The 21,920-nt window shown below is 56.8% G+C and carries 18 protein-coding genes and 1 riboswitch; of the genes, 2 read left to right on the forward strand and 16 right to left on the reverse strand.

Translation table 11 applies throughout. The features are described 5' to 3' along the window. Positions 1 to 71: 71 nt before the first annotated feature. The 11 genes from M4951_RS19035 to M4951_RS19085 all read right to left on the reverse strand — a co-directional run bounded on the left by M4951_RS19035 (position 72) and on the right by M4951_RS19085 (position 12,660). Positions 72 to 608, reverse strand: a complete 537-nt coding sequence (locus tag M4951_RS19035; protein ID WP_262023216.1) for a hypothetical protein — start codon at positions 606 to 608, stop codon at positions 72 to 74. Positions 609 to 844: 236 nt separating this feature from the next. Continuing rightward, positions 845 to 1,807: a type II secretion system F family protein gene (locus M4951_RS19040; RefSeq protein ID WP_262023217.1), complete on the reverse strand. Its 963-nt coding sequence runs from the start codon at positions 1,805 to 1,807 to the stop codon at positions 845 to 847. 7 nt (positions 1,808 to 1,814) lie between these two features. Beyond that, positions 1,815 to 2,777, reverse strand: coding sequence for a type II secretion system F family protein (locus tag M4951_RS19045; RefSeq protein ID WP_262023218.1), 963 nt, complete (start codon positions 2,775 to 2,777; stop codon positions 1,815 to 1,817). A 37-nt stretch (positions 2,778 to 2,814) separates the two neighbouring features. After that, positions 2,815 to 4,140 (reverse strand): CpaF family protein, encoded by a 1,326-nt coding sequence (locus M4951_RS19050; protein WP_262023219.1) that lies wholly within the window; start codon positions 4,138 to 4,140, stop codon positions 2,815 to 2,817. A 311-nt stretch (positions 4,141 to 4,451) separates the two neighbouring features. Further along, positions 4,452 to 5,705, reverse strand: a complete 1,254-nt coding sequence (locus M4951_RS19055) for a response regulator (protein WP_262023220.1) — start codon at positions 5,703 to 5,705, stop codon at positions 4,452 to 4,454. A gap of 98 nt (positions 5,706 to 5,803) precedes the next feature. Beyond that, positions 5,804 to 7,459: a type II and III secretion system protein family protein gene (locus M4951_RS19060; RefSeq protein ID WP_262023221.1), complete on the reverse strand. Its 1,656-nt coding sequence runs from the start codon at positions 7,457 to 7,459 to the stop codon at positions 5,804 to 5,806. A 78-nt stretch (positions 7,460 to 7,537) separates the two neighbouring features. After that, complete coding sequence (gene cpaB / locus M4951_RS19065) at positions 7,538 to 8,680, reverse strand: Flp pilus assembly protein CpaB (RefSeq protein WP_262023222.1); 1,143 nt, start codon at positions 8,678 to 8,680, stop codon at positions 7,538 to 7,540. Positions 8,681 to 8,866: 186 nt separating this feature from the next. Further along, positions 8,867 to 9,313 carry a TadE/TadG family type IV pilus assembly protein gene (locus tag M4951_RS19070; protein ID WP_315985775.1) on the reverse strand — a complete coding sequence of 149 codons (447 nt, stop codon included), beginning with the start codon at positions 9,311 to 9,313 and terminating at the stop codon, positions 8,867 to 8,869. Positions 9,314 to 9,387: 74 nt separating this feature from the next. Continuing rightward, positions 9,388 to 9,954 carry a prepilin peptidase gene (locus M4951_RS19075; protein ID WP_262023224.1) on the reverse strand — a complete coding sequence of 189 codons (567 nt, stop codon included), beginning with the start codon at positions 9,952 to 9,954 and terminating at the stop codon, positions 9,388 to 9,390. A gap of 322 nt (positions 9,955 to 10,276) precedes the next feature. After that, on the reverse strand, positions 10,277 to 10,480 hold the full coding sequence (locus tag M4951_RS19080) for a Flp family type IVb pilin (protein ID WP_002654885.1): 204 nt from the start codon (positions 10,478 to 10,480) through the stop codon (positions 10,277 to 10,279). A gap of 182 nt (positions 10,481 to 10,662) precedes the next feature. Then, positions 10,663 to 10,738, reverse strand: a riboswitch (cyclic di-GMP riboswitch). A 377-nt stretch (positions 10,739 to 11,115) separates the two neighbouring features. Beyond that, the gene (locus M4951_RS19085) at positions 11,116 to 12,660 is read right to left on the reverse strand and encodes an MFS transporter (protein ID WP_262023225.1); all 1,545 of its coding nucleotides are present in this window, start codon (positions 12,658 to 12,660) and stop codon (positions 11,116 to 11,118) included. Between the two features lie 289 nt (positions 12,661 to 12,949). Between M4951_RS19085 and M4951_RS19090 the strand changes: the two genes are divergently transcribed. Next, positions 12,950 to 13,414, forward strand: coding sequence for a RidA family protein (locus tag M4951_RS19090; protein WP_262023226.1), 465 nt, complete (start codon positions 12,950 to 12,952; stop codon positions 13,412 to 13,414). A gap of 190 nt (positions 13,415 to 13,604) precedes the next feature. Here the strand turns inward: M4951_RS19090 and M4951_RS19095 are convergent, their stop codons facing one another. The 4 genes from M4951_RS19095 to M4951_RS19110 all read right to left on the reverse strand — a co-directional run bounded on the left by M4951_RS19095 (position 13,605) and on the right by M4951_RS19110 (position 19,401). After that, entirely contained in the window at positions 13,605 to 15,272 is a 1,668-nt protein-coding gene (locus M4951_RS19095) for an AAA family ATPase (protein WP_262023227.1), read from the reverse strand. Positions 15,273 to 15,614: 342 nt separating this feature from the next. After that, on the reverse strand, positions 15,615 to 16,502 hold the full coding sequence (gene fhcD, locus M4951_RS19100) for a formylmethanofuran--tetrahydromethanopterin N-formyltransferase (protein ID WP_262023228.1): 888 nt from the start codon (positions 16,500 to 16,502) through the stop codon (positions 15,615 to 15,617). A gap of 90 nt (positions 16,503 to 16,592) precedes the next feature. Then, a complete protein-coding gene (locus M4951_RS19105; protein WP_262023229.1) occupies positions 16,593 to 17,630 on the reverse strand; it encodes a hypothetical protein in 1,038 nt (345 codons plus the stop codon). A 28-nt stretch (positions 17,631 to 17,658) separates the two neighbouring features. Continuing rightward, on the reverse strand, positions 17,659 to 19,401 hold the full coding sequence (locus M4951_RS19110) for a hypothetical protein (RefSeq protein ID WP_262023230.1): 1,743 nt from the start codon (positions 19,399 to 19,401) through the stop codon (positions 17,659 to 17,661). Positions 19,402 to 19,640: 239 nt separating this feature from the next. Here M4951_RS19110 and hemG point away from each other — a divergent pair, with 239 nt between their 5' ends. Next, positions 19,641 to 21,071: a protoporphyrinogen oxidase gene (hemG, locus tag M4951_RS19115; protein ID WP_262023231.1), complete on the forward strand. Its 1,431-nt coding sequence runs from the start codon at positions 19,641 to 19,643 to the stop codon at positions 21,069 to 21,071. On the opposite strand, the gene M4951_RS19120 is transcribed toward hemG, so the two are convergent. After that, positions 21,051 to 21,659 (reverse strand): hypothetical protein, encoded by a 609-nt coding sequence (locus tag M4951_RS19120; protein ID WP_262023232.1) that lies wholly within the window; start codon positions 21,657 to 21,659, stop codon positions 21,051 to 21,053. The genes hemG and M4951_RS19120 overlap by 21 nt on opposite strands. Positions 21,660 to 21,920 lie beyond the last annotated feature (261 nt).

A 21,920-nucleotide genomic window follows, 5' to 3' on the forward strand; every position in this document is an offset into this window, starting at 1 on the left:
AGCCGATATCTGGCGATGTTTTCCCGAAAGCGGCGCCCCCTGCCGGCGCCGCTACCGTGACTTTACCCCACTTATTGCGTTGACGACTGGGCAGCCGGCAAGCGAGGCGCCGGAATCGAACCGCGCTCGGCTCGGTAGATGTCGTCAATAAAGTCGGCCGGACGACCGTAAGGCTCGGCTCCTGACTCGTAAATCTCAGGATGTGCGTTTGGTCCCAACATGCGGGCTACCGCGGCGTAAACCGAAGCCATCCGAGTTTGCGTCGCTTCTTGCGTCAGCGAAGTTTTGACAAAGACGGCGCGGCGGTCTGGCAAACCTTCCAGGATCTGGCGAATCTTCATCTCGCCGCCGCGGGTAATCTCGTTCGTCTCACTATTAAAGTGATGATCGCCCAGCGTGTTCTGCAAGCGGATGCCGTTCGCCGTCATTTGGCTCAGATAGTTCCGAGTCGCCATGCGGTCATTCGTGAGGAATGGCTCAGGCCAGCATTTGTTCCGCGCGTAGTCGATCTTGGAGCGTTCCCAGAATTCACGCCAACCGGCGTCGCACGATCCCGCCATGACAAAAGCGGCGGCGATGGTAAGCGCGACTGCCTGACCTCGATTCATCCGTCTATCTCCTCAGATGGGGCTAGTCCAACTAGCTCGGTAGTTCTTACTCGCGCTTGCGCGATCTGCCCGTTGGCCCGGTGCTTATTGGGCTTATCGGAAAATCGCGCGTAGCGCAGCCACCTACAGCCGCCGAGACGGTACAGATTCACATTTACCCCCACCTCTCACAAAAAACCTGGCCGCACAATGTGCGGCCAGGTTGAGTCAGGTAAAGTTTGCGGATTGCAACGGCGTTAGCTGTTGGCCGCCATCATCGGCAACATCTCGCGAATCACGGTGATCGCCGCCGGTCCGACTAGCACGACAAAGATGCCGGGGAAAATGAAGAAGACCAGCGGGAAAATCATCTTCACCGCCGTCTTGGCCGCTTTCTCTTCTGCAATCTGCCGGCGACGCGTCCGCATCGAATCGCTTTGCACGCGCAACGCTTGAGAGATGCTAGAGCCGAATTTGTCGGCTTGAATCAAGATCGCTGCGAGGGAACGCAAATCGTCGACGCCGGTGCGATTACCAAGTTCGTGCAACACGTCGCTGCGTTGACGGCCGACTTGCAGTTGGAAATTGCAGAGCCCGAATTCTTCGGCAATCACCCGATACGTCTTTTTCATTTCTTCCGAAACGCGCCGCATCGCTTGATCGAGACCGAGCCCCGCTTCCACGCAGACGACCATCAGGTCCAGCGCGTCCGGCAAGCCGCGGAAGATCTGTTCTTTTCGCTTCTTGCCAAGATACCACAGGCCAATCGAGGGAATGTAAAACGAGATGCCGGCGATCGCGATTCCTTTGAAGAGATCGCTTTGATTGTAGTTGCCGAGCAGCAGCACCAGTCCCCCACCGGCGATCAAGCCGATCAGCAACGAGGCGAATTTCAAGCCGAGGAACACGTTGGGCGCCGCTTCGCTCCGAAATCCGGCATGCGTGAGCCGCTCTTTCAGCGCGTTGGCGTCTTTCGCATTCTTAGGTTGCAACGGAGCCGCAAAGGCCGGCGTCGCTTTCTCCAGCACTTTTGAAACCGCGTTGCCGGCGCGATCTTCCCGATTTTTTTTACCAATCGGATCTTTAAAATCGTCGAGCCGATCTTCCGCGCGCGTCGCGCTGGGAGACCACGAATCAATCAACCACCAGACGCCGGCTGTAATGAGGCCGAATACGGCGAGCGGCACCAGGATGGCCCAGTTGAGAAAGGAAAGGTCCATGGTTCGCTTACACCTTGATGTCGATGATTTTCTGAATGACCCACGCCCCGATCAACTGCATTACGATCGCGACGGCCAGCATCTTATTTCCGAGCGGGTCGGTAAACAGCGTCATGACATAGCCCGGATTGAGTCGCCACAGCGCGACAAACAGCGCCGGCGGCAGTCCCAACAGGACGATACCAGAGATCCGGCCTTCGCCGGTAAGCGCTTGAATCGTGCCGAACAGCTCAAGTCGTTGTCGCACGAGTCGGCCGATTTTGTCGAGGATTTCGGCCAAATCGCCGCCGGTCTGACGCTGCAAAATGATCGCCGTGCCAAAGAACTTGAGATCCAAGTTCGGGACGCGTTCGGTCATGTCGGTGATTGCGTCTTCTAACGAAACGCCCAGGTTTTGCGCCTCGAACACTTTCGAGAATTCACGCCCGATCGGATCATCCGACTCTTCGCTCACCAGGCGAAACCCGGCGCCCAAGCTATGTCCGGCGCGCAAGGCCCGCGAAATCAGCTCCAGCGCGTCAGGTAGTTGCTTGCCAAATTTGGCCAAGCGAGCTTTCCGCTTAAAATGGACGACGGCGAATGGAATCACGCCCAACAATCCGGCGGTAATCGGCGCGACATAAAACGGCATGCCCAAAGCAACTGGCAAGATGCCGCCGGCAGCCGCTAACCCGCCTGAGATCATCACCAAATTGGCGACCGACATGCTCATGTCGGCCTGATCCAGAAAGAGCCGCAGGTTGAAATACTGAAGGACGTACGCTTCGATCGCGTTCCCTTCATCCTGAAAACCAGAGAGCAATCCGGCCGCAGGATCGGCGTCTTTGCCGCGCGGCTGACCAGCTCCGGTCAGAACGTCGAGTCGCATTTCGGCATCTTCGCTGCCGGTACTGCGGAAGCTCAATGCAACGCCGCCGATCAACGCGGCGATGCCTACGAAGACGACGATGGGAATTAATATCGACAACATGGGGCAGTACCTCTTATGGCGCCTACCGGGAACAGGATTAGTCGACCAACATCACGCGTTGCCTGAACGCGCTGGCCGGAAGCCGAACGCCTGCCGATTCAAGTCTCGACATAAAGTTCGGCCGGACGCCGGTCGCTTCAAACTGACCTCGAGCTCGCCCTGTCTCATCAATGCCAGTTTTGTTGTATCGATAAACGTCTTGCATCACGACGGTGTCTTGCTCCATGCCGATCACCTCGGTGATGTGCGTCACGCGACGCGATCCCCCCTGCATACGGTTGGCCTGAATGATTAGGTCGACCGCGCTGGCGATCTGTTGACGCATCGCTTTGATCGGCAATTCAAAGCCGGCCATCGAGATCAGCGTCTCGACGCGCGCGATCGCGTCACGCGGGGTATTCGCATGGATCGTGGTCATCGAACCTTCGTGACCCGTGTTCATCGCTTGCAGCATGTCGAGCGTTTCGCCGCCGCGACATTCGCCGATGATGATTCGCTCAGGCCGCATACGCAGAGCATTGCGGACCAGGTCGGTCGCCGTAACAGAACCCTTCCCTTCGACATTGGAAGGACGCGTTTCTAACCGCACGACGTGATCCTGCTGCAGTTGCAATTCCGCGGCGTCTTCGATCGTCACGATACGTTCTGAGGCCGAGATGAAGCTCGAGAGCGTATTGAGCAACGTCGTCTTACCTGAACCGGTGCCGCCGGCGATGATGATGTTCAAACGGGCTTTGATCGCCCCTTCCAGCAGCATCACCATCTCGGGCGTGAACGCTTTGTAGTTGAGCAGGTCTTCCAGCTTCAGCGGATTCGAGCCAAAACGGCGAATCGACACGGCGGCGCCATCCAACGCCAGCGGCGGAATGATCGCGTTAAAACGAGAACCGTCCGGCAGGCGAGCGTCGACCATCGGGCAAGTTTCGTCCACGCGACGACCGACGCGAGAAACGATGCGGTCAATGATTTGCAGCAGATGGTTGTTGTCGCGAAAGGTCACTTGGCTCTTTTCAAGCCGTCCATTCTTTTCGCAATAGATCTGCTTGGGCCCGTTGATCAGAATATCGCTGATTGCATGATCTTTGAGCAGCAATTCGAGCGGCCCTAAGCCGAATGTTTCGTCCAGAACTTCTTCGATCAGTCGTTCGCGTTCGTTGCGATTGAGCAACGTTTCTTCCGTATCGCAAAGATGCTCTACGACCAGACGAATCTCGCGGCGCAAGACTTCGCCTTCGAGTTCGCCTACTTTCGAAAGATCCAGCTTATCGACAAGTTTGCCATGAATGCGACGCTTCAGGTTTTCGAACTCGGCCTGCTTGGCGTCTCCGTTTTTCGCTTCTGAGTTCAATGATCGTACAGACATTTCTCTTCTCCGCGCCGTCTTCATGCGACGCACAATGCGAATGTTTCAGAAATCGAGCGCATACCGTCAGGGGTAACGGCCACTGGACCTCGTGAAAAACATACGTCATACGATTGACAACGTCGGAAGAATTTCGGCGACCCTCCGCCGAGATCCGATCGTATCGATTGCGCGGAGCGAAGCGGCTGAAAAAGCAGAATGAATGTGAGAATGAAAAATGGGGGCAGACCTTTTTGCAGCAAAATTGGGGTCTGACCCCAATTTTCATGGCGCCAATTTTCATCGTGCAGATTCCAAGGGAAGCCTGCGTTTTACTTGGAGGCGGTCTCTTCGCTGCTTTCGGGCGCCGGCTGCGCCTCGGGGTTCTTTCCCCCCAGAAAGCCGAACCATCGACTGAGGCCGGCTTTGCTGCCGGTCGCAGAAGCTTTTTTGTTTTCGCCAGACAACACGTCGGCCAACCCAGCTATCGCTTGCGTAATGCCGGCGCGGGGCGCCTGTTCGATCAGCGGCACGCCGTTATTGCGAACTTCGACCATCACGCGATAGTCATTGGGGATCTGCCAAAAGATCTCGCTGCCGATCGTTTCTTGCGCCTTTTTCAGGCTGATCTGCCCAGAATCGAGACCAACGCGATTGACCACGATCCGCGTCTTCTCTTTCAGTCCGTCCGTTTCAGAAAAGGACATCATCAAGCGGACGACGTTTCGCAAACAAGGGAGATCCAGTTGGATCACCATCAGATTGTCTTGCGCCTCGCGCATGGCGACAAAGTCGAGCGGGCGAAAGCCTTTTGACAAATCGATGATGACGTGCGTAAAGGTCGCTTTGAGCAAGCCAATCACACGCGTAAAGTCGCTGGGACTGATCAGCGAGTCGTCGTGCAATTGCACCGGTCGCGGCAATAAGTAGAGCCCCGACGAATGTTTGGTGAGCGATCGTTTCAACAGGTTGAAGTCGAGTCGCTGAATGTTTTGCGCGACGTCGACCAGCGTATAGTCGGGGATGGTGTCGAGAAAAACGTCTGCGTCGCCTAGCGCCAGATCGAGATCGATCAACACAACGTTGTTCTTTTCATTGGAGGCCAATAGGCAACCAAGATTGACCGCCAAACTGGTGGCGCCAACGCCGCCGGTCGCTCCGCCAACGGTAATCACGCGGCAACCGCGCGAGCGTGATTCTCCTTTGCCGAACTTCTGACTGCTGATCCGCTCCAAGGCCGCCATCAAATCTTCAAGCACCACCGGGTGGGTCAAAAACTCTTTGGCGCCAGCGCGCATCGCACGTAAAATTAGATTGCCGTCTGTCGAAGCGCTGATAACTAAAATGCTGCACTCCGGATTTGCGTCGTGCAGCTCTTCAATCAGCGCCAAACCTTTCTCGGGATTCGCATCGAGCGAAACGATCCCGATATCGGGATTGGTTTGTCCAACCACATCGGCGAAGAACTCGTACCGAGAGCATTCGGCTTCTAGCCAAATGACTTCCATGCTGAGCAATGTAGACTTCAGTTTTTCTCGGGTCGAGTCGGTTGGATCAACCAAGGCGACTCGCAATACGTTATTCATAGCCGACATACTTCTTAATGCGACGTCTAGCGCTGTGAAAGACGGATTTAGGCAGGGTGCAAGTTAAGAAAGTGTAGTGCGCATTTCCGGCGCCGCGACTAAAATCTCAACGAGTCATAACCGACTGGTCCAATCAGCGTCGGTTCGGACTGAGCCGGCTGAAGCGGATTTGAGGCTTCGACCGTCGAGCTCTTCGGCGGAGCCATCGGGCTGATCCGCACCGGAGCCGCCGGTACCGGTTGTTGAGCCGGCATCCGCATTTGCGTCGATTGTCCCGCAGCCGCCGGTTCCACTATTTCGATCACTGGAGGGCCAGGCGCGATATTTTCGCCATCGTAAGGTCCAATCATCCCCGGTTCGCCGATGCAGGCTCCCCCCGGCGGGCAAGCCGGAACTTCCACATAACCGCGTCCATAAAGTTCGCAGTCATTGACGATTCCGGTGCTGGAACCTGGATACTCGCAAGGAACTTCTTCCGGATTCAACGCTCCGACAAGTTCTGGGGTCACGATGATCAACAGTTCCACCTCGTTGCGCGAATCGGTGTTTCGACGAAACGCGGCGCCCAACCAGGGCAGATCGGCCAGATAGGGTAGACCGCGCGTTTCGGTTTCGATTTTCTCCTGAATCAAACCGGCCAAAGCGAAAGATTGTCCCGCTTTCATTTCAACGGCCGTATCTACCCAACGCGTGCGGAAACCGGGCGTGCCGTTAATCGCCACACTATAGTCAGGCTCACTCACTTCCGGGCGAACTTCCAGCTTCAGATTGCCGTTACCCAGCACGATCGGTACAAAGTCAACCCGCGTGCCGTACTGCTTGTACTCAATGGACGTGGTGCCGAGACCTGAAGCGACTTGGATCGGCACTTCACCACCAGACAGGAAGCTGGCGGGACGACCGCTAATCGTGGCCAACGTCGGTTCCGCCGACAGTTTGGCGACGTTGTTTTGGCGCAAAGCGTCTAAAAACCCGAAGAACTGCGTGCTTGATCCGAGTACGCCAAACTGCACGGTTTGGTTAGCCGCTGATAACGCATTACCTCCCTCTTGAGCGATAATATTTGCCGGCTGCGCAAGAACACCCGCCGGCCCCAACACATTGGCCGCGGTGGACGAAACGAAATAGTCAGATCCAATCGACGCCCAGTCGATGCCCAAGCGGCGCAATTTGGTCCGAGAAACTTCGTAGACTTTGACCTTCAGCATGACTTGCTGAACGCCGCCGACGGTAATGTTGTTGATGACTTTCGGATAGTAGTCTTCGGCCATCGCAACGATTCGGCTGACCGCTTCTGGGCGATCGACGTAGCCTGACAGCACGACGCTGCTCGCGAGCGGACGAACTTTGATCGACGAGTTGGGAAACTCGGTTTCCAACAACAACTGCAATTCGCGGCCGTCGCCGATCACGATGATGTCGATCGTATGGATCGTGCCGTCTTCATTCCACAGGTTGACTTGCGTGACGCCTGGTTTGAGCGCAGAAACCTGAATCTTGTTGGGCGCCAGCGGCGTCAACCGCAGCAAGTCAGGATTGTTCACTTGCGCCTTCGGGATCTTCGCATCCAGCGTGAAGATTCGACTGGAGTTAACCATCATCTCCAATCGCTGATTGGGCGCGTCGACCTTGAAGTTGACGTTTGGCACGACGCCCATATCCTGGGCGTTTGCGGCTGGAGTCGCGATTGCAATAAGCAAACAGGCGACGCCGTAGCTGTACAAGAACCCCAAAGGGCGGCGAGAAGTCATCATCCGTGAACATCCTTGCGTATTGGGCGCGAGTCCAGTCCGTGTCCTCGCGTACCCGAATCGAATTCCGTTTTTTTCTACTTAATCATCCAGGCCCAGTGGCGCCGCTTGATCCTGCGACGCGTCGTCTTGTTGCAAGGCGTCGCCGCCTTGCGTCGCATCTGCCGTCGATTGCCCTGTGGACGAGCCAACTCCACTGGGAGTGAAGCCCGATCCTTGCGGCATCGATCCCAATCCTTGCATTGGAATCGAAACCGGCGCCGCCGCTGAAGAACCCGCCGCGCCAGGCGCGACTTCTAACGGAAGCTTTCCATCTTGACCAAACTCAAAGCGACGAACTCCGTTCGGGTCGAGCAGATCCATCGTCCACTCCGGTCCCGATTCAACCGGCATTTCTACCGGTTTGCTGCCGCCATAGTTTTGTAGGAATCCCAAGAATCCGCCTGTGTCAGGCTTCGCTGCCGCGATCGGCTTCTTTTTCTTCTTGGGATCCGCGTCTTCATCGATACCCATCAGTTCTTCAATCGTCGCGTCATCCGTGTCGTCTTCGATGGTGTCATCATCCGGCGGACGCAGCGACAAGCTCAAGTTGCCGAGCTGGCTCGCCAGCATGAGCACTTCGACCTGACTCGGTTTCACTAGCAGCGAAACGGTCTTGGCCGTGATCGTGTTTCCTTCCGAGTCGGTTTCGCGATGCGTTTGCTCGTTCACCGCGAAAACGCGCACGTTCTTCAAAATCGTGCGGGTCAATGTTTTGTTGATGCTGCCCGAGTTGCGCAGGTAAACCAGCACATCGACGCGGTCACCCGGCAAGATCAAACCGGAAGCGGAGCTTTCAGCCGTCACGCGAACCGAGTGAACGCGAAAGCCTTTCGGAATCATCTTCGAGGCGCCTTTGTCCTCGTTTGACCCGAACAGCTTGCGTTCCAAAATCGGCTCGCCGGCATACAACCGAACGCGCGGTCGACGATTTTCGACCTCTTCCAGGTTGGTCACCGCTCCCTCAGGCACTTTGTCCTTGGGCCACGGCTCCAGCTTGATCAGTTCGGGCGAAAGTTGTTCGTTGATGTCAATGTCTTCGATCGCGACGAAGATGTTTTCCATCTCCATCTGCGGCGCCGTGGCCTGTTGGCTCTTGCTTTCCAGCACCTGACTGATGCCGATCGAAGCTACCAATCCGCAGCCCAGAGCGAATACGATCAGAATTAACGATTTGGGACGCATGAATATTTCCTTAGTTTGCTAGCATCCGTGCCGTCGTAATCGAGCTAGCAATGCGCGTCTGGCCGAAGCGCAAAATAGTTAATTCCTTCATCGGCGTACTTGCGATGCGAAGCCAACCCACGCACGCACACCGCTACAACCGATGCAGTCGATTCCACTGGCGCACATGGCGCCAATCAGATTCGTTTATTTGATTCCTTCGCGACGCATCACCGTCTTCGCTTCCAACGTCGTTCCCCCCAGATACATCGGGGAAGGCATCCAACTGACGTCGCTAAACGGCACGCTGATCGTCACCCCCACCGGATCGCCGTTGGACGCGTTGCCGGGGGGATCCGGCGAAACGCGAATTTCTAAGTTATCGCCGCTCACCGCAGCTTGCTCGAGAAACTCTTCGACCGCTGCGACTACTTCACTGGTAGTCGCCCCGTCGAGAACCGCTCGTCGAGCTCCTTCTCGCGACGCGTTGGTAATCACCTGCTGAACCATCACCATCCTGCCGTATTCGATCATGCCGAACACCAACAGAAAAAACAGGGGAGCCACGATAGCAAACTCGACAACCGCCGCTCCCGTTCGTTTTGATCGGTACAATCGACAAGGTCGATGTAACCTGAACTTCTGCGGCGTCAAAGTCGACCCAGTTTCACACTGCGTCCAAGTTTCGCTATTTACCTCGGCTTCTACTGCGACGGTTCTTGTGGGGGTCATACCAGCATTCCCATCCATATGAAGTAAGCGATCGATCCGATCGCGATCGGGATGCCATAGGGAAGCAACATCATCGTCGGCTTCCGCTCGGCTGCGATCGCCGAAAGTTGATTCGGGTCACGGATCGTCAGGATTTCGTTCAAAATCATCCAGGCCTGGTTCGAGTGCTTTTCCCAAGCGCCTCGGAACAAGACCATGCCGATCGCCAGCACCGCGCCGACGACAGCCGAAATGCAGAAAGCGTAAAAAGTGTGCGTGCCGTACATCCAAGCACCGACGCCGGCAAGCAGTTTCACGTCGCCGGCGCCCATGCCGCCGATCGCGTAAGCCGGCAGCAGTAAGGCCAGTCCGACGATGGTGCCCAGCATGCTCCAGCCGAGACCTTCCCAGCCGAAAGCGATCACGCTGTAAGTCCAGCCGGCGATAATAAATGGGAACGTGATCCAGTTCGGGACCTTCAGCTGAAAGCCGTCAATCACCGCCGCAACGATCAACGTCACGGTCACTACCCAAACCGGCCAATGTTCCGCCATCGACGCGCCCAAATCGTTTACGTATTCCATGATTCTCTCCTGGTAGCTCTCCGCCGAGATCAAGCCTCGGTCATTGCATGAATCGTTGACATCCGCGCAAAGAGCGCGAAATTATCAGAAAACGTAGCATGCGCCGTACGTGACGACGGGCGTTGCCGGACGTTTTCTGCGACTTTTCACGACGTTGGCGAGCTAAGCCGCCGCGTCACTGCCATCCCCTTCGCCGCGATTTCGCGCAGCGAAAAAAAAGCCCGCTTTGACATCGACCAGCCGATGACGTCAAAGGGGCTTTTCCAATAAACGTGGAGAACGTGCGACGTGTTTCGCACGCTCTGCTGGACGTCGCAAGCGACTACGGAGTGGCGCCGCCGGTCGCATTGGCGGTCGACATGTCGTTGCCAATCTTGGTGAACGTGGCGTTCGCCTGGGTGCCGATGGCCTGAATGGCCGTCAAGCATACGATCACGATGAGGGCCAACATCACGGCGTACTCAACCGCGGTGGGGCCATCTTCCGATACCAGGAAATTCTGAATCTTTTGAGCGAGAATGTTCATGAGATCTCCACAAGTGCCTAAAGCGGCATTTAACAAGGATGCGATTTTGACTTTCAGCCGCGACGTTGTCTCCGACGTCGGCCTGCAAATTGCAACTGAAAATCAACCTACGACGAATTTCGCCATGTCCCTCACTCTCGCCTCCGAGGTTCTTACCGCTGCGAACATTCGCGAGCGCACCCTTCGGCAGCCTGGCGTCCACTTGCGTGGCCCTTGGCTTTGCGTCCCGACCTCACGATCGGTTTGCCTTTTTCGAGGACGTCTGGCAGCAGGCCATTGCCCGCTTGACCGAAATTACGAGTTTTACGATTGCTCGGAGAATTCCGGAAAAGACAGGAAATGACGGCGACGTTCTGTCACCGAGCAAGGTTTTGCGTTAGCTACTCCCTTGTTCACTTGAAACCTAGGTCGGATCCCAAACGAGTCAAATCTCTCGCTTTAGAAAATCTGGAGAAAATCCGCCAAGTTTTCCGAATCGGCTGTTTCCTCGAGAAAACAGCGGGGAAAGCGAAGAGCAAGCTTGCTCTCGAAGCGCAAAAACAGGGGCTTGCCGAGTTCGACGAGCCCCTGTCTTTTCACTTTTGTCGATCGCAGAAACGCAAAATACGTCTCTGGCGCGGCGCCTATTCCTATATTTAATGCGCCGGCGGCAGCGAATCGTCGTCCGCTTTGGCGGCAGTCGGCACATCCTTAAAGACCAGACCGAACATCACCATGATCAGAGCGGCGAAAATGCACGGGATCAGCCAGACCCAGAACCAATTCAGCGTTTGCAGCAGCAATGTCGACCGTTCTTCGCGCGCGACATCCAGCTGAACGCCGATTTCACCGATCTCCTTTTGCAGCTTCTCCTGCCCATCGGCTGTCGAGAAGGTTCCCTCGAATGGCGCAACGTCTCCACCGATTTTGACGGTTACCATGGTTGGCGCCGCCTCTTCGGCAATCGTTCCGGCTTGCGCCGAAAGCTGACTCGCCGCACTGCTGGCGATCTCCAACGACTTCATGCCGGTTTCAATCTTGGCGGCGCTGACCATCAGCTCGTCTTTTTTCTCCTTCGGAGCGGTCAACGCATTCTCGACTTGACCGCCGATCTGGGCGCCGACGAACATGCCCAGCCCCAACGTAAACAGCACCAGCAACCCTTGAGCTTGTCCACGAATCGCCGGGTTCGCCGCTTTGTCGGTATAAATCTGGCCGGTGACAAAGAAGAAGTCGTAGCAAATACCATGCAGCGCCACGCCGACAATCACCATCCAAAACGTGCCGTCAAACGAAGCTCCTGCAAACAAGCCGTAACGGACGACCCACGCGAACATGCCGAGAATCAGCATCCACTTCACGCCCAAGCGTGCGAAAAAGAGGGGCATCAAGATCATGAAAATGATCTCCGACATCTGACCGAAGCTCATGCTGAACGCCGGATTCGGAATGCCGCACGCGTCGACATACTTGCCTGCCAACTGGTAATAGAAAGCGAGCGGAATGCAGACCAAAAACGAACTGAGAATGAAAATGAAGAACGATTTATTCTTCAACATTCCCCAAGCGTCGATGCCGATCAATGCGCCAATTCGCAGTTCGGTTCCCTTCGCCGGCGGCGGCGTATGCGGCAACGTGAAACTGTAAATGCCCATCAAGATGCCGGCGATCGCCGCGAGATAAAAGAGATTGATCGCGGCGTCCCAAGCTTGAAAGCTGACCAACACGCCGGCGACGATCCAACCGATCGTGCCAAACACGCGAATCGGCGGAAACTCCGTTTCGGGGTTGGTCATGTTATGCAGCGCCAGCGTATTGGTGACCGACAGCGTCGGCATATAGCACAACATGTGACCAAAAAAGAGCAGGTTCACCAGCCATGGCGCCGGCAACGCCGCCGGATCGACCGTGGTCGGATCTCCCACATTCATCACCGTCGCTGCGGCGAACATGAACAAACCGCCGGCGATATGCAACGTGCCGAGCACGCGTTCGGTCGCAAAAAATCGATCGGCGAAAATTCCCACGATAAACGGCGAGATGATCGCCGCGATCGGCCCCACCGAATAGGTCCAAGCGATCTCAGGACCGCCAAACCCAATCTTCCCTAGATAGAGGTACGCGGTGACGTACCATGACCCCCAGATGAAAAACTGAATGAACATCATCAAACAAAGGCGTAGAAAAATCGATACGTTCATTCGCGAGTTCCCCAGGGTTCACATACGGTGGTAAGCAATTGTGCGCGTCGAGTGAGAAGGTCGCATTCTAGCCTGCGCAGCTATCAACGTGAAGATTCGCCACAGATCCGCGCATTGATTTTGCCCTGAAAAGTGCCCCTCTTTTCGCGGACGCCGCGACCGGCGCAAACAGCCGCCCAGCTTGGGCAAAGCGTGCGCTGGTGGCCCGTTTATGACGCACGCCGCCGGTGTTATACTCCCGCATGCATTTCGACCTTTTTTTCCGCCAGAAGTTACGAGACCCAAGACGATGAGCGCTGACGCCAAAATCACCGAACTGAAATTGGAACTCCCCCCGGCTCCCAAAGCGATGGGCGTTTACAAGCCGGTCCTTGTCCACAACGGCTTGGCCTATATCTCGGGACATGGCCCGCTGCAAATGGATGGAACCCTCTCGGCAGGCAAGGTTGGCCAGAGCGTGGATCAACAAGCAGGCTACGACGCCGCGCGTCAAACCGGCCTCGCGATGTTGTCGACGCTGCAAGCGCATCTCGGTAGTCTCGATAAGGTCAAACGACTGGTCAAAACGTTCGGCATGGTCAACGCCGTTGACGACTTCACCGCGCACCCAGCCGTGATCAACGGCTTCAGCGAATTGATGGCCGAAGTTTTTGGCCCCGACAACGGCATCGCCGCACGCAGCGCCATCGGCGTTAGCGGATTGCCCGGCGGAATGATCGTCGAAGTCGAAGCGATCTTTGAAGTCGAAGCCTAGTCGTTAGGCAAGTCAAACGAGAAACGAAGCGGGCGACCTCCGGCACGCGATGCTCCCATCGGACCGGACCGCCCTCTTTTTTTTCGCCACCCACCAATCGTCGCCTTTCGCTCCGCGAAAGTAGCGCAAGACAGCGGACGCTACTTTCGCGGAGCGAAAGGCGACGATCAACTCTCCAGCAGATCTGCGACTACTGAACCTTGGACAGGACAGGACTTTCTTTTTCCCCCGGCGCCATGCTCTTACTGCGTCTTCGCAGAAAGAGCATGGCGTCCGAGACATCAGACTGAGGATCGTTGGGTTCCGCCGCATGGCGCCGGTGATTGGTCGGGACTAAAACGTTGGACTGGACCGGTTCCTTTTTTTCTATCGGCATGGGCGGATCGGCCAGGTGGTACCGGGCATAGGCCCAGCGTTTTCCTTCCGGATCTTGACTGGTCTTGGCGATTTCTCCGGCGGCGATCATCTGGTCCCATGTCGGAGCAAACTTGGTTCCGCTGATTCCGCTTTGTTCGCGGATTTTCGACTTGGTCGCTTGCTCTGGATCCATGCGCGTGATCGCGAGCCGAATTTTCGCTTGCAATTTTTGCTCCTGCGCGGCCGCATCGCAGGCAGCCGCTTCCGCTTCGATCGACTCAACATCGTGCAGCGTTACGCGCCAACTTCTTCCCTGCGGATTTTCCAAGTTTCCTTCGTCGATATCGACGCCCCAAACGCCTCCTTGGCCGGCGCAGCCGCCGAACGACATGCGTAACCGATGCTGACCGCTGCCGGGCGAATAATTTTCGCAGCGCTGAATCAACATCCATTGCCGCGCAAAATCGAGACTCGCCGAAACATCGGTCGCCAGAGTCGCGTTGCGGGGGATCGCTTGGCGAGACTGACAACACAAAATCGGCGTCGCGCCGGCCGTAATGCAGCAGCGGACCAGGTCGTGCAGTTGCTCTGCTTGCGTCTGTTTGTCGGTCGAAGTGAGACGCAGCGGATCGATCACAATCACTTCGAGTTGATGACGGCGAATCCATGCCCGCAGATGATCGAGGTGCGCCGGATCGGAAGCGTCGGCGACCGCCAACGACCAAATCAAATTCGGCAAATTGCCCGGGTCGACGCCGCTGGAGTCGCTCCACCGCCGCGCGAGATCGGCCAGCGCTTGCCGCTCGTCATGCTTGCTGACATAGCCGACGCGAAACGGACGCTCGACAGCGAACTGGCCCAAAAATTTGCCGCCGCGCGCCAGCGCCGCGCACAAGTCGACCGCGATCGAGGACTTCATGCTTTTGCTCGGCCCGACGATCACGGCCGGTTCATAGCGCACGAACATCCCCGGCAACAACCACTCGAGCGGCTCTTGCTGCGCGATCAATTGATCGGTGGTCAACGTTTGAAACGGACTGGCGCCGCCCGCGATGTCGAGTCGGACGAGTCCGCACTCCGGCGACAATTCGATCGCCGCTTGATGCGCTTCAAAACGTTTTTGCAGCGTCTTGGCATAGTCGTCAAAATTTTTGATTTGGCCGCAGCAAAGCAAGACGTCGCACAACATTTCGATCGCGCTCTCTTCGTGATAGCCTGCTTGCGCCAACCGACGGAGGAGCTCTGGCAGGTCGTCGCAGCGGATCCGTTTGTTCCGCATGTGCAGCATCGCAACGCAAATGTCGTAATGCGATTGATGTTGAAAATATTCAGACCGGACGTTGCAATTTGTGAAGAGATCCGGCCGCATCAAAACCACGGCCAACCAACGCGCTTCGGCGATTTCGCCCCGCGTCAGATTGCGCGTCTGGAAGTCGACGCGCCACGTTTTTTGGTCATTGCTTAAACGTGCGATCAGTCGACGAAGTTCGTTGAGCGTCATGCAAATTGTCCCCCACGAAAAGTCCAAACAGCCAAACCGCGCAGCGAAAAACCGCCGCGAAACCGACAGTTTTTGCAGTCGACCCCAACTCCGTGCGCTTCGTCAAGAGACAATTTTTGAGAGCCAACGCGGCTGGTCCATAGTCGCCTTTCGCTCCGCGAAAGCAGCGCGAGCTATAGGACGCTACTTTCGCGGAGCGAAAGGCGACACTGGGGTCTTAAGTGGGTTGCGCAAACCGATCGTGTCGATTGTTGGCGGCGGAATTTGATCGCGGTTTTCTCCACCCACCCTACGGATTTTTGTGAGCGGAACTAGATCTGTGCGCTTCGTCAATCGACAATTTTAAGAGAGGAGCTCGTGCAGGTGGAAGTGAAATTTGCCGAGCTTGCCGCCGTAGTTGCCGGCCGAGATCGCCAGCACTCCTTCTCCGGCGGCGGCGTGCAGCGACGCTTTCATCGCTGCGGCGACCGCCGCTTCGGTTGCGCCGTCGATGACGATCTCCAGCACGCAGTTGGCGCCGTCGACCACCTTGGACTCGACGCGACTGCGGAGCGTTGGGCAATAGGCGTCGGCGGTCGATGCGCGGAGGCCTTTGTAGCGCGAACCCACTTTGCTGCCGCTACGGGCGACTCCGGCAGGAAACGGCGTGATTGCGTCGGCTAACGCTTCAATCGCGATCACCCCGCGTCGGGCGGCGTCTAAGGTGGTCGCTTGATCGACGGCCTGAATCAAGATGTTGCCGCCGGCGACTCCTTTGGCGACACCCAACGATTCTTCGCAGAGAAACTCCCCATCCATCACGGGAATGCGCCAGTATCGCCGACCGGCGACCACTTTGCTCTTTTGAAAGCCGTCGCCAAAAAAGCGAAGTTGCTTCCCTAGCGGCACGCGTTCTTCACTGGCTGACAAGCCGTCAAACACGGCCGTCGATGCGCAGGTCATCACGCATTGTCCGATCCGATTGGAGATCGCTTTGCCCAACGCGTCGGTCGAGAAACCGAACGCCAATATGGATACGCCGACGCGTCCGTCGGGCGACTGGTCTGGCGAAAGCCAACGTTCGACGCCGACCTCGGCGTCGCAGGCAATCACCGAGCTGCCATAGCCGCACAGTTCACGCGTCGCCGCTTCCAGCCAATAACGATCATGCGCCGTGACGATCACGCGGCAATACCGCATGCCGAACGCTTCGGCGAATGTCTCTACGATTTGGGTCGAACCGATCTTCACGACGTGCGCTGCAGCTAAACCAGGGAGACCAAGCGAAAACGCCCAGTCTCGCCCGTGGAGCGGGAAAACGCAATAAGGTGGGCCGTTGAATTAGTCGCCCAATATCGTAGGCGACAAAAAATCGGACGGTACTCGCTTGTCACTGGCGGCATCTCTGGGTAAATCGATCATCAACCGTAGTCCCCACTTGGCGAACTTTGCTTTGACCGCTGCATGACCCTGGATCGTTTGCGAAATCGTCAGCTTATCATCCACGATAATGAACCGATCGTTCGCTTCCCACCGCAGATTCTTCAATTCGTCTTGCAGCCGCACCGCGACGTCGCGCAGCTTCTCGGTCGAAAGGACGCCTGTTTCGATGTCGACCAGCGCATATTCGATGATTCGTGATTCTCCGGCGCGGAAGAGTCCGAGGCCGTGTCGATTGGTGCGCAGCGCTCCCAAAAACTCGACAATCTGCCGATGCTCTGGATCCCGCTGAACAATGATCATGCAGTTCGCTACCGGCAAGTGGATGATCGAACCGACGCCTCCCTGCTCTTGCCAACTGTCGGCCTCTGGTACGGCCTTCAACAATTCGGTCAAAGATCGATATCCTGGCGCACGATCCGTGGAATCGCGATCGGTGACGAACGCGAGTTGTTGCTGCGGCAAGTCGCGCAGCGGGTAAACGAGTGCGAACGGCATGCTCCGATCGCCTTCGTAGTAGGGAAACGCCTCCAGGGCGAAGTCGCCGAATTGCGTACCGAGAATATGACCGCGATACCACGAACTTTTCGTTTGCGCGAACTTCAGTAACTGGGTAAAGCGGCTGATCTCCAGGTGTGCCCGCGAATCTTGGTAGACCAACAAGCTGCCGCCGACGCCAAAGATTCGCCCTTTTCCCCCTTTCGTTTCCCAACTTTCTGGCGCAACAAATCGTTGAATCAACTGGATCAGGGGGCGAAAGTCAGGCGCATTTCGTTCTTCATCGACCAAGAGCGATTGGTAATCATAGTTGACGAACGTCAGCTTTGACTCCGCCTGCATCGGCGTCATATCATCCATCGAGAGCGTCTCTTGCGACCAACTCGGCGACGCCCAGCCGCAGCAGAGAAGCGACATCAGCATGATCCCACGACTGGCCATCTTGCGTTCCTTGGAAATAAGGGACGGACTACATTCCGCTCTTCACGGCGTCTTGCATGATTTTTGGCGTGGGCGGAACGCCGCCGACTTCGCCTGGCGTTTCGCCAAACAGCTCGGGCGCATAGCAACTTCCCCAGTTAGAGCCTGTGCCGCCCTGACCGCTCCAACCTGGTCGCTGGGCATATTCGCTTTCGGGATAGAGACGACCTAGCCATTGGCGAATTTTCGCGTGCGTCTCAGGGGACTGCTTGACCAGCAACGTCGTTTTCCCCAACGATACCACGTAAAGCGTTTCGTTATTCCAGGCCTCGGCGGCGACTTCCAGAGTAAGCAATTGTGCGAGTTTGCCGATCGCATCATTGCCGTCGTCATCTAAGGGAATGGGATAGCGGATGAGCACAGGCTCGGCCAGATTGGCTTTCGCAGCGGGCGACATCTCTGGCCGCGGTTGGCGCTTGGTGCGAACTTCGTACAACAGCTGCGCGATCTTGTCATGATTCTGTTCGGTTTGGGCGATCACGAGCGCGTCCGAGATTTGAAATGGGGCAATGGAAGCGGGGCCTCCCCATATATCCCAACTATTGGGCTCGATGCTGCCGCAGATCGCATCGATCAACGAATCAAAGTCGGGCTGATCGGCGTCGAAATAATATCCACCGCCGCCCAATCCGTGACCAAGAACAAGGATGCGACGGTGATCGAGGTCTCTACGAGAATCGATTAAATCGCGGACAGGGTAGACTTTGACGACCATGTGCGACTCTGCATTTTCTGGGGTCGTGATAAGAATCGATTCGTTTTCCAGGACATACCCCAATTCATGTTCTTGGGACAGTGTGTCCAAAATGACGCGCGTCGACGCTTTCTCGAAATCGCAGGTCACCGGCAGTTCGAGAGAGATCCCCGCATCTTCCATCGCCCGGTTGTTGATCAAAACCCGCGAACCAGTCAGGTGAGACAAATAGGCGGCCACTTCGATCAACGGCGTATCCACCAACTTAGCCGCTCCGACATGGTCAAGCGAAGCTCGTAACTTTGGCAACGCGGCGGCGTCGACGTGGGGGACAGCATCCATCGGCGTGGGATCATAAGCGTCGGAGGGGAGCGACTTCGCCGTGCGCAGAGAGGCCAATAGCGCGGCGATTTTTGTATGTATCTCATCCGACTGGCAGACGATGATTCCATTTTCAACAGGTTGAATCCCCGGCATGGGACCACCGACATCGGACCAACTCTCGGGCTCGACCGTCATGCTGATTAGATCGATGAGAGCGTCATAGTCAGGCTGCGAGTCATCGACATCCCCGGGACCGGCAGGGTAGATCAAATCGGCACAGGGATAAAAGACGACCTTTGAGTAGCTCTCCGCCGCCTCCGGCGTGGTGATCAGCAATCGCGCCTGATCGACGACATAGGTTAACTCCAGTTCGGCAAGCATCAGACGCAAGCCGCTCTGCAAACTCAAATCGTCGGCTGTTATGGTAATCGGATGATCGCTCGATAAGCCGACATCTTCCATCGCCCTGCGATCGAACTGAATATCGATGCTATGAAGCGTACCGAGATAGATTGCAACCTCAATCAGCGGAGTGTCGATAAAGGCAAGATGCGTGGGGGACGCCAGCGCTTGGCGGACTTTTTCGTTCGGATCGTGCGGAGCGCTGGCCTGCAGATATTGGTCCGCTAGTTTCACCGCTGGTTCTTCGGCCACGACAGACTGACCGAAGAGCAGTAGCCCCAATCCGACGATCACCGCTCGATAACATTTCATCACGGACGCTCCGCCTGTTTTTTTTTGCTTTTGGTCATCCATCGTCGCGGCCTCACCGATGTAGAAACGCCGCTGAGGGTGGAGTCGAGAATCCGCTGGAGGAGTAGCTTGCAACCTACAAGCGGGCGCAGCTGGACGCAACCAATTGGTCGGTTTTCGGCTTCTTTTCGTGCGGCAAGGCATCTTTTTCGGGATTTGCTACACTACTAGATTACGACCCAGCACTGGAGAACCGCCCCTTGGACGCCGCCGCAGTTAAAGCAACACGCATTGCCGTTATCGGCGGCGGCATCAGCGGATTGGCGGCCGCCCATCGATTGCGCGAGCTGGCGCCGACGACCGAGGTGGTGTTGTACGAAGCGGCCGAGCGACTGGGGGGCGTTTTAGAGACTCGCCGCCAAGATGGTTTTCTCGCCGAACAGAGCGCCGACACGTTTATTACTAACGTCCCGTGGGGCGTTGATCTTTGTCGGCGGCTGGGGATCGAAAGCGAACTGCTGCCAACCAACGATGCGCTGCGCAAAGCGTACGTCGTTTGTCGGGGACGTCTGGTCGAAGTGCCGGCAGGCTTTCTGTTGATGGCGCCCGGCAAGGCCTGGCCAATCGTGCAATCGCCGATTCTCTCGTGGCGCGGCAAACTGCGACTGGCGTGGGAGTATTTTGTCTCGCCGCGAAAAGATACCAGCGACGAAAGCCTGAAAGCGTTCGTCGTCCGCAGGCTGGGGATCGAAGCGTATGAGCGGCTCGTGCAACCGTTGATCGGCGGCATCTATACGGCCGATCCAGAGAAGCTGAGCGTCGCCGCGACGATGAAGCAGTTTGTCGAGATGGAACGCCAGCACGGCGGCCTGATTCGCGGCATGCGACAGCGAAAAGCTCGCGAAGGGAGTGCCGACAGCGGGGCCCGCTACTCGATGTTCGTCGCTCCACGGGGAGGGATGTCAGCTTTGGTCGATGCGATCGCGGCGCGGTTGCCAAGCCAATCGATTCGCTTGAATTCGCCGGTCCGCTCGGTAGTTCGCCCAGAGGACGGTTGTTGGCAGGTCGCAACCCAGGAAGGATCCGAAACGTATGACGGCTTGGTTGTCGCCGCGCCGGCGCCTGCCGCGGCTTTGCTATTCCAGGCGCAAGACCAGCAACTGGCCCATGAGTTGGCGCAAATCGAGTACGCTGGCTGTGCGATTGTGTTGCTGGGGGTCGATCGCCGCCAAATCGCCAAGCCGATCGCAGGCTTCGGCTTTGTGGTTCCCGAAGTCGAACAGCGGCGGATCTTGGCCGCGAGTTTTGCGAGTTACAAGTTTGCGGGACGTGCGCCGGACGACTCCGTTTTGATTCGGGTCTTTGTCGGCGGCGCTTGTCATCCAGAGCTGAACGAATTGCCCGATGAGCAACTGCGTCAGATCGTGAGGGAAGAACTTGCCGATCTGATCGGACTAGCAGGCGAGCTGCAAACGTTTTCGGTATGTCGTTGGACCGCTCAAATGCCGCAATATCATGTCGGCCACTTGGAACGCGTGGAACGAATCGAAGCGGAGGCGGCGAAACATGCAGGGCTCGTGTTGGCAGGCAACGCGTATCATGGAGTCGGCGTGCCAACCTGCATTCATAGCGGAGAACAAGCGGCCGAGCGTTTGATCGAGCAATTGGCCTTAAGCCAAGTCGAGCGATAGCCCTTCGGCGTCGCGAAAAGTGAACTGCGCCGCGCGTTGATCTTCCTCGTTGAAGAGCGCCTGATAGGCGTCGACCGATTGGCCGGGATCTTGATTGTAGGCGGCCGAGAAATCTTGATGCTTGGCGGCGGCTTCGATCAAGCTGCGATTCGCGGCCGCCTGGCGAATCTTATGGGCCAGTGACGCATCGCCGTTGATCAGCTTCCCGAGCGTATCGTCGGCTGTTCCGGCCCCATCGACTTCGATTTCGCCGCTTTCATTGATGGTGAATTGAAACTCGGAGCTTGGATTGATTCCTTCGCTCTGCAGCAATTGCCGGATCGCGGCTTCAATCTCATCAACCAGCTTTTCGGTCGTCGCCGAAAGATCTTCGAGCGACGCTCCGTTCAAATCGCCAGAGGACGCGAACAGAGAATCGAGGGCCGACGACTTTTGCTCGTCCTCTGATTCCACCAGAGCTGACGGCTCGACCGACTTTTCGCCGAGCGACAAAAGTTGCCCGAAACTCGCCCCAGAGATGCGCGAAGCGGCGTGCGCGGCGATACCTGCCGCTCCGATTGCTAGCGGCGCCATAGCTAACGGATTCATTTTGCTTCCCGTCTATACGAATCGAGCCCCCCCGACATGCTTAGTATCGGTTGCATAATCGCGCCAAGTTGACGTCGAATGAAAGAAACTCGACCGGCGCGCCAGAAAACGGCAAAGCGCAAAGAAAAAGTTCCCGCTAGCTATACGGACTTGAATCGAACCGCGCGATCGAACATCAAGATGATTGCGTCGTCTTGAAAATAGCGACTGGCCCACCTCTGGTATCACTGTCGTGACGCCCTGCCCCAGAGGATCAAATGC

It is taken from the genome of Blastopirellula sp. J2-11 (assembly GCF_024584705.1).
In the GTDB taxonomy this organism is placed as follows: Bacteria; Planctomycetota; Planctomycetia; order Pirellulales; family Pirellulaceae; genus Blastopirellula.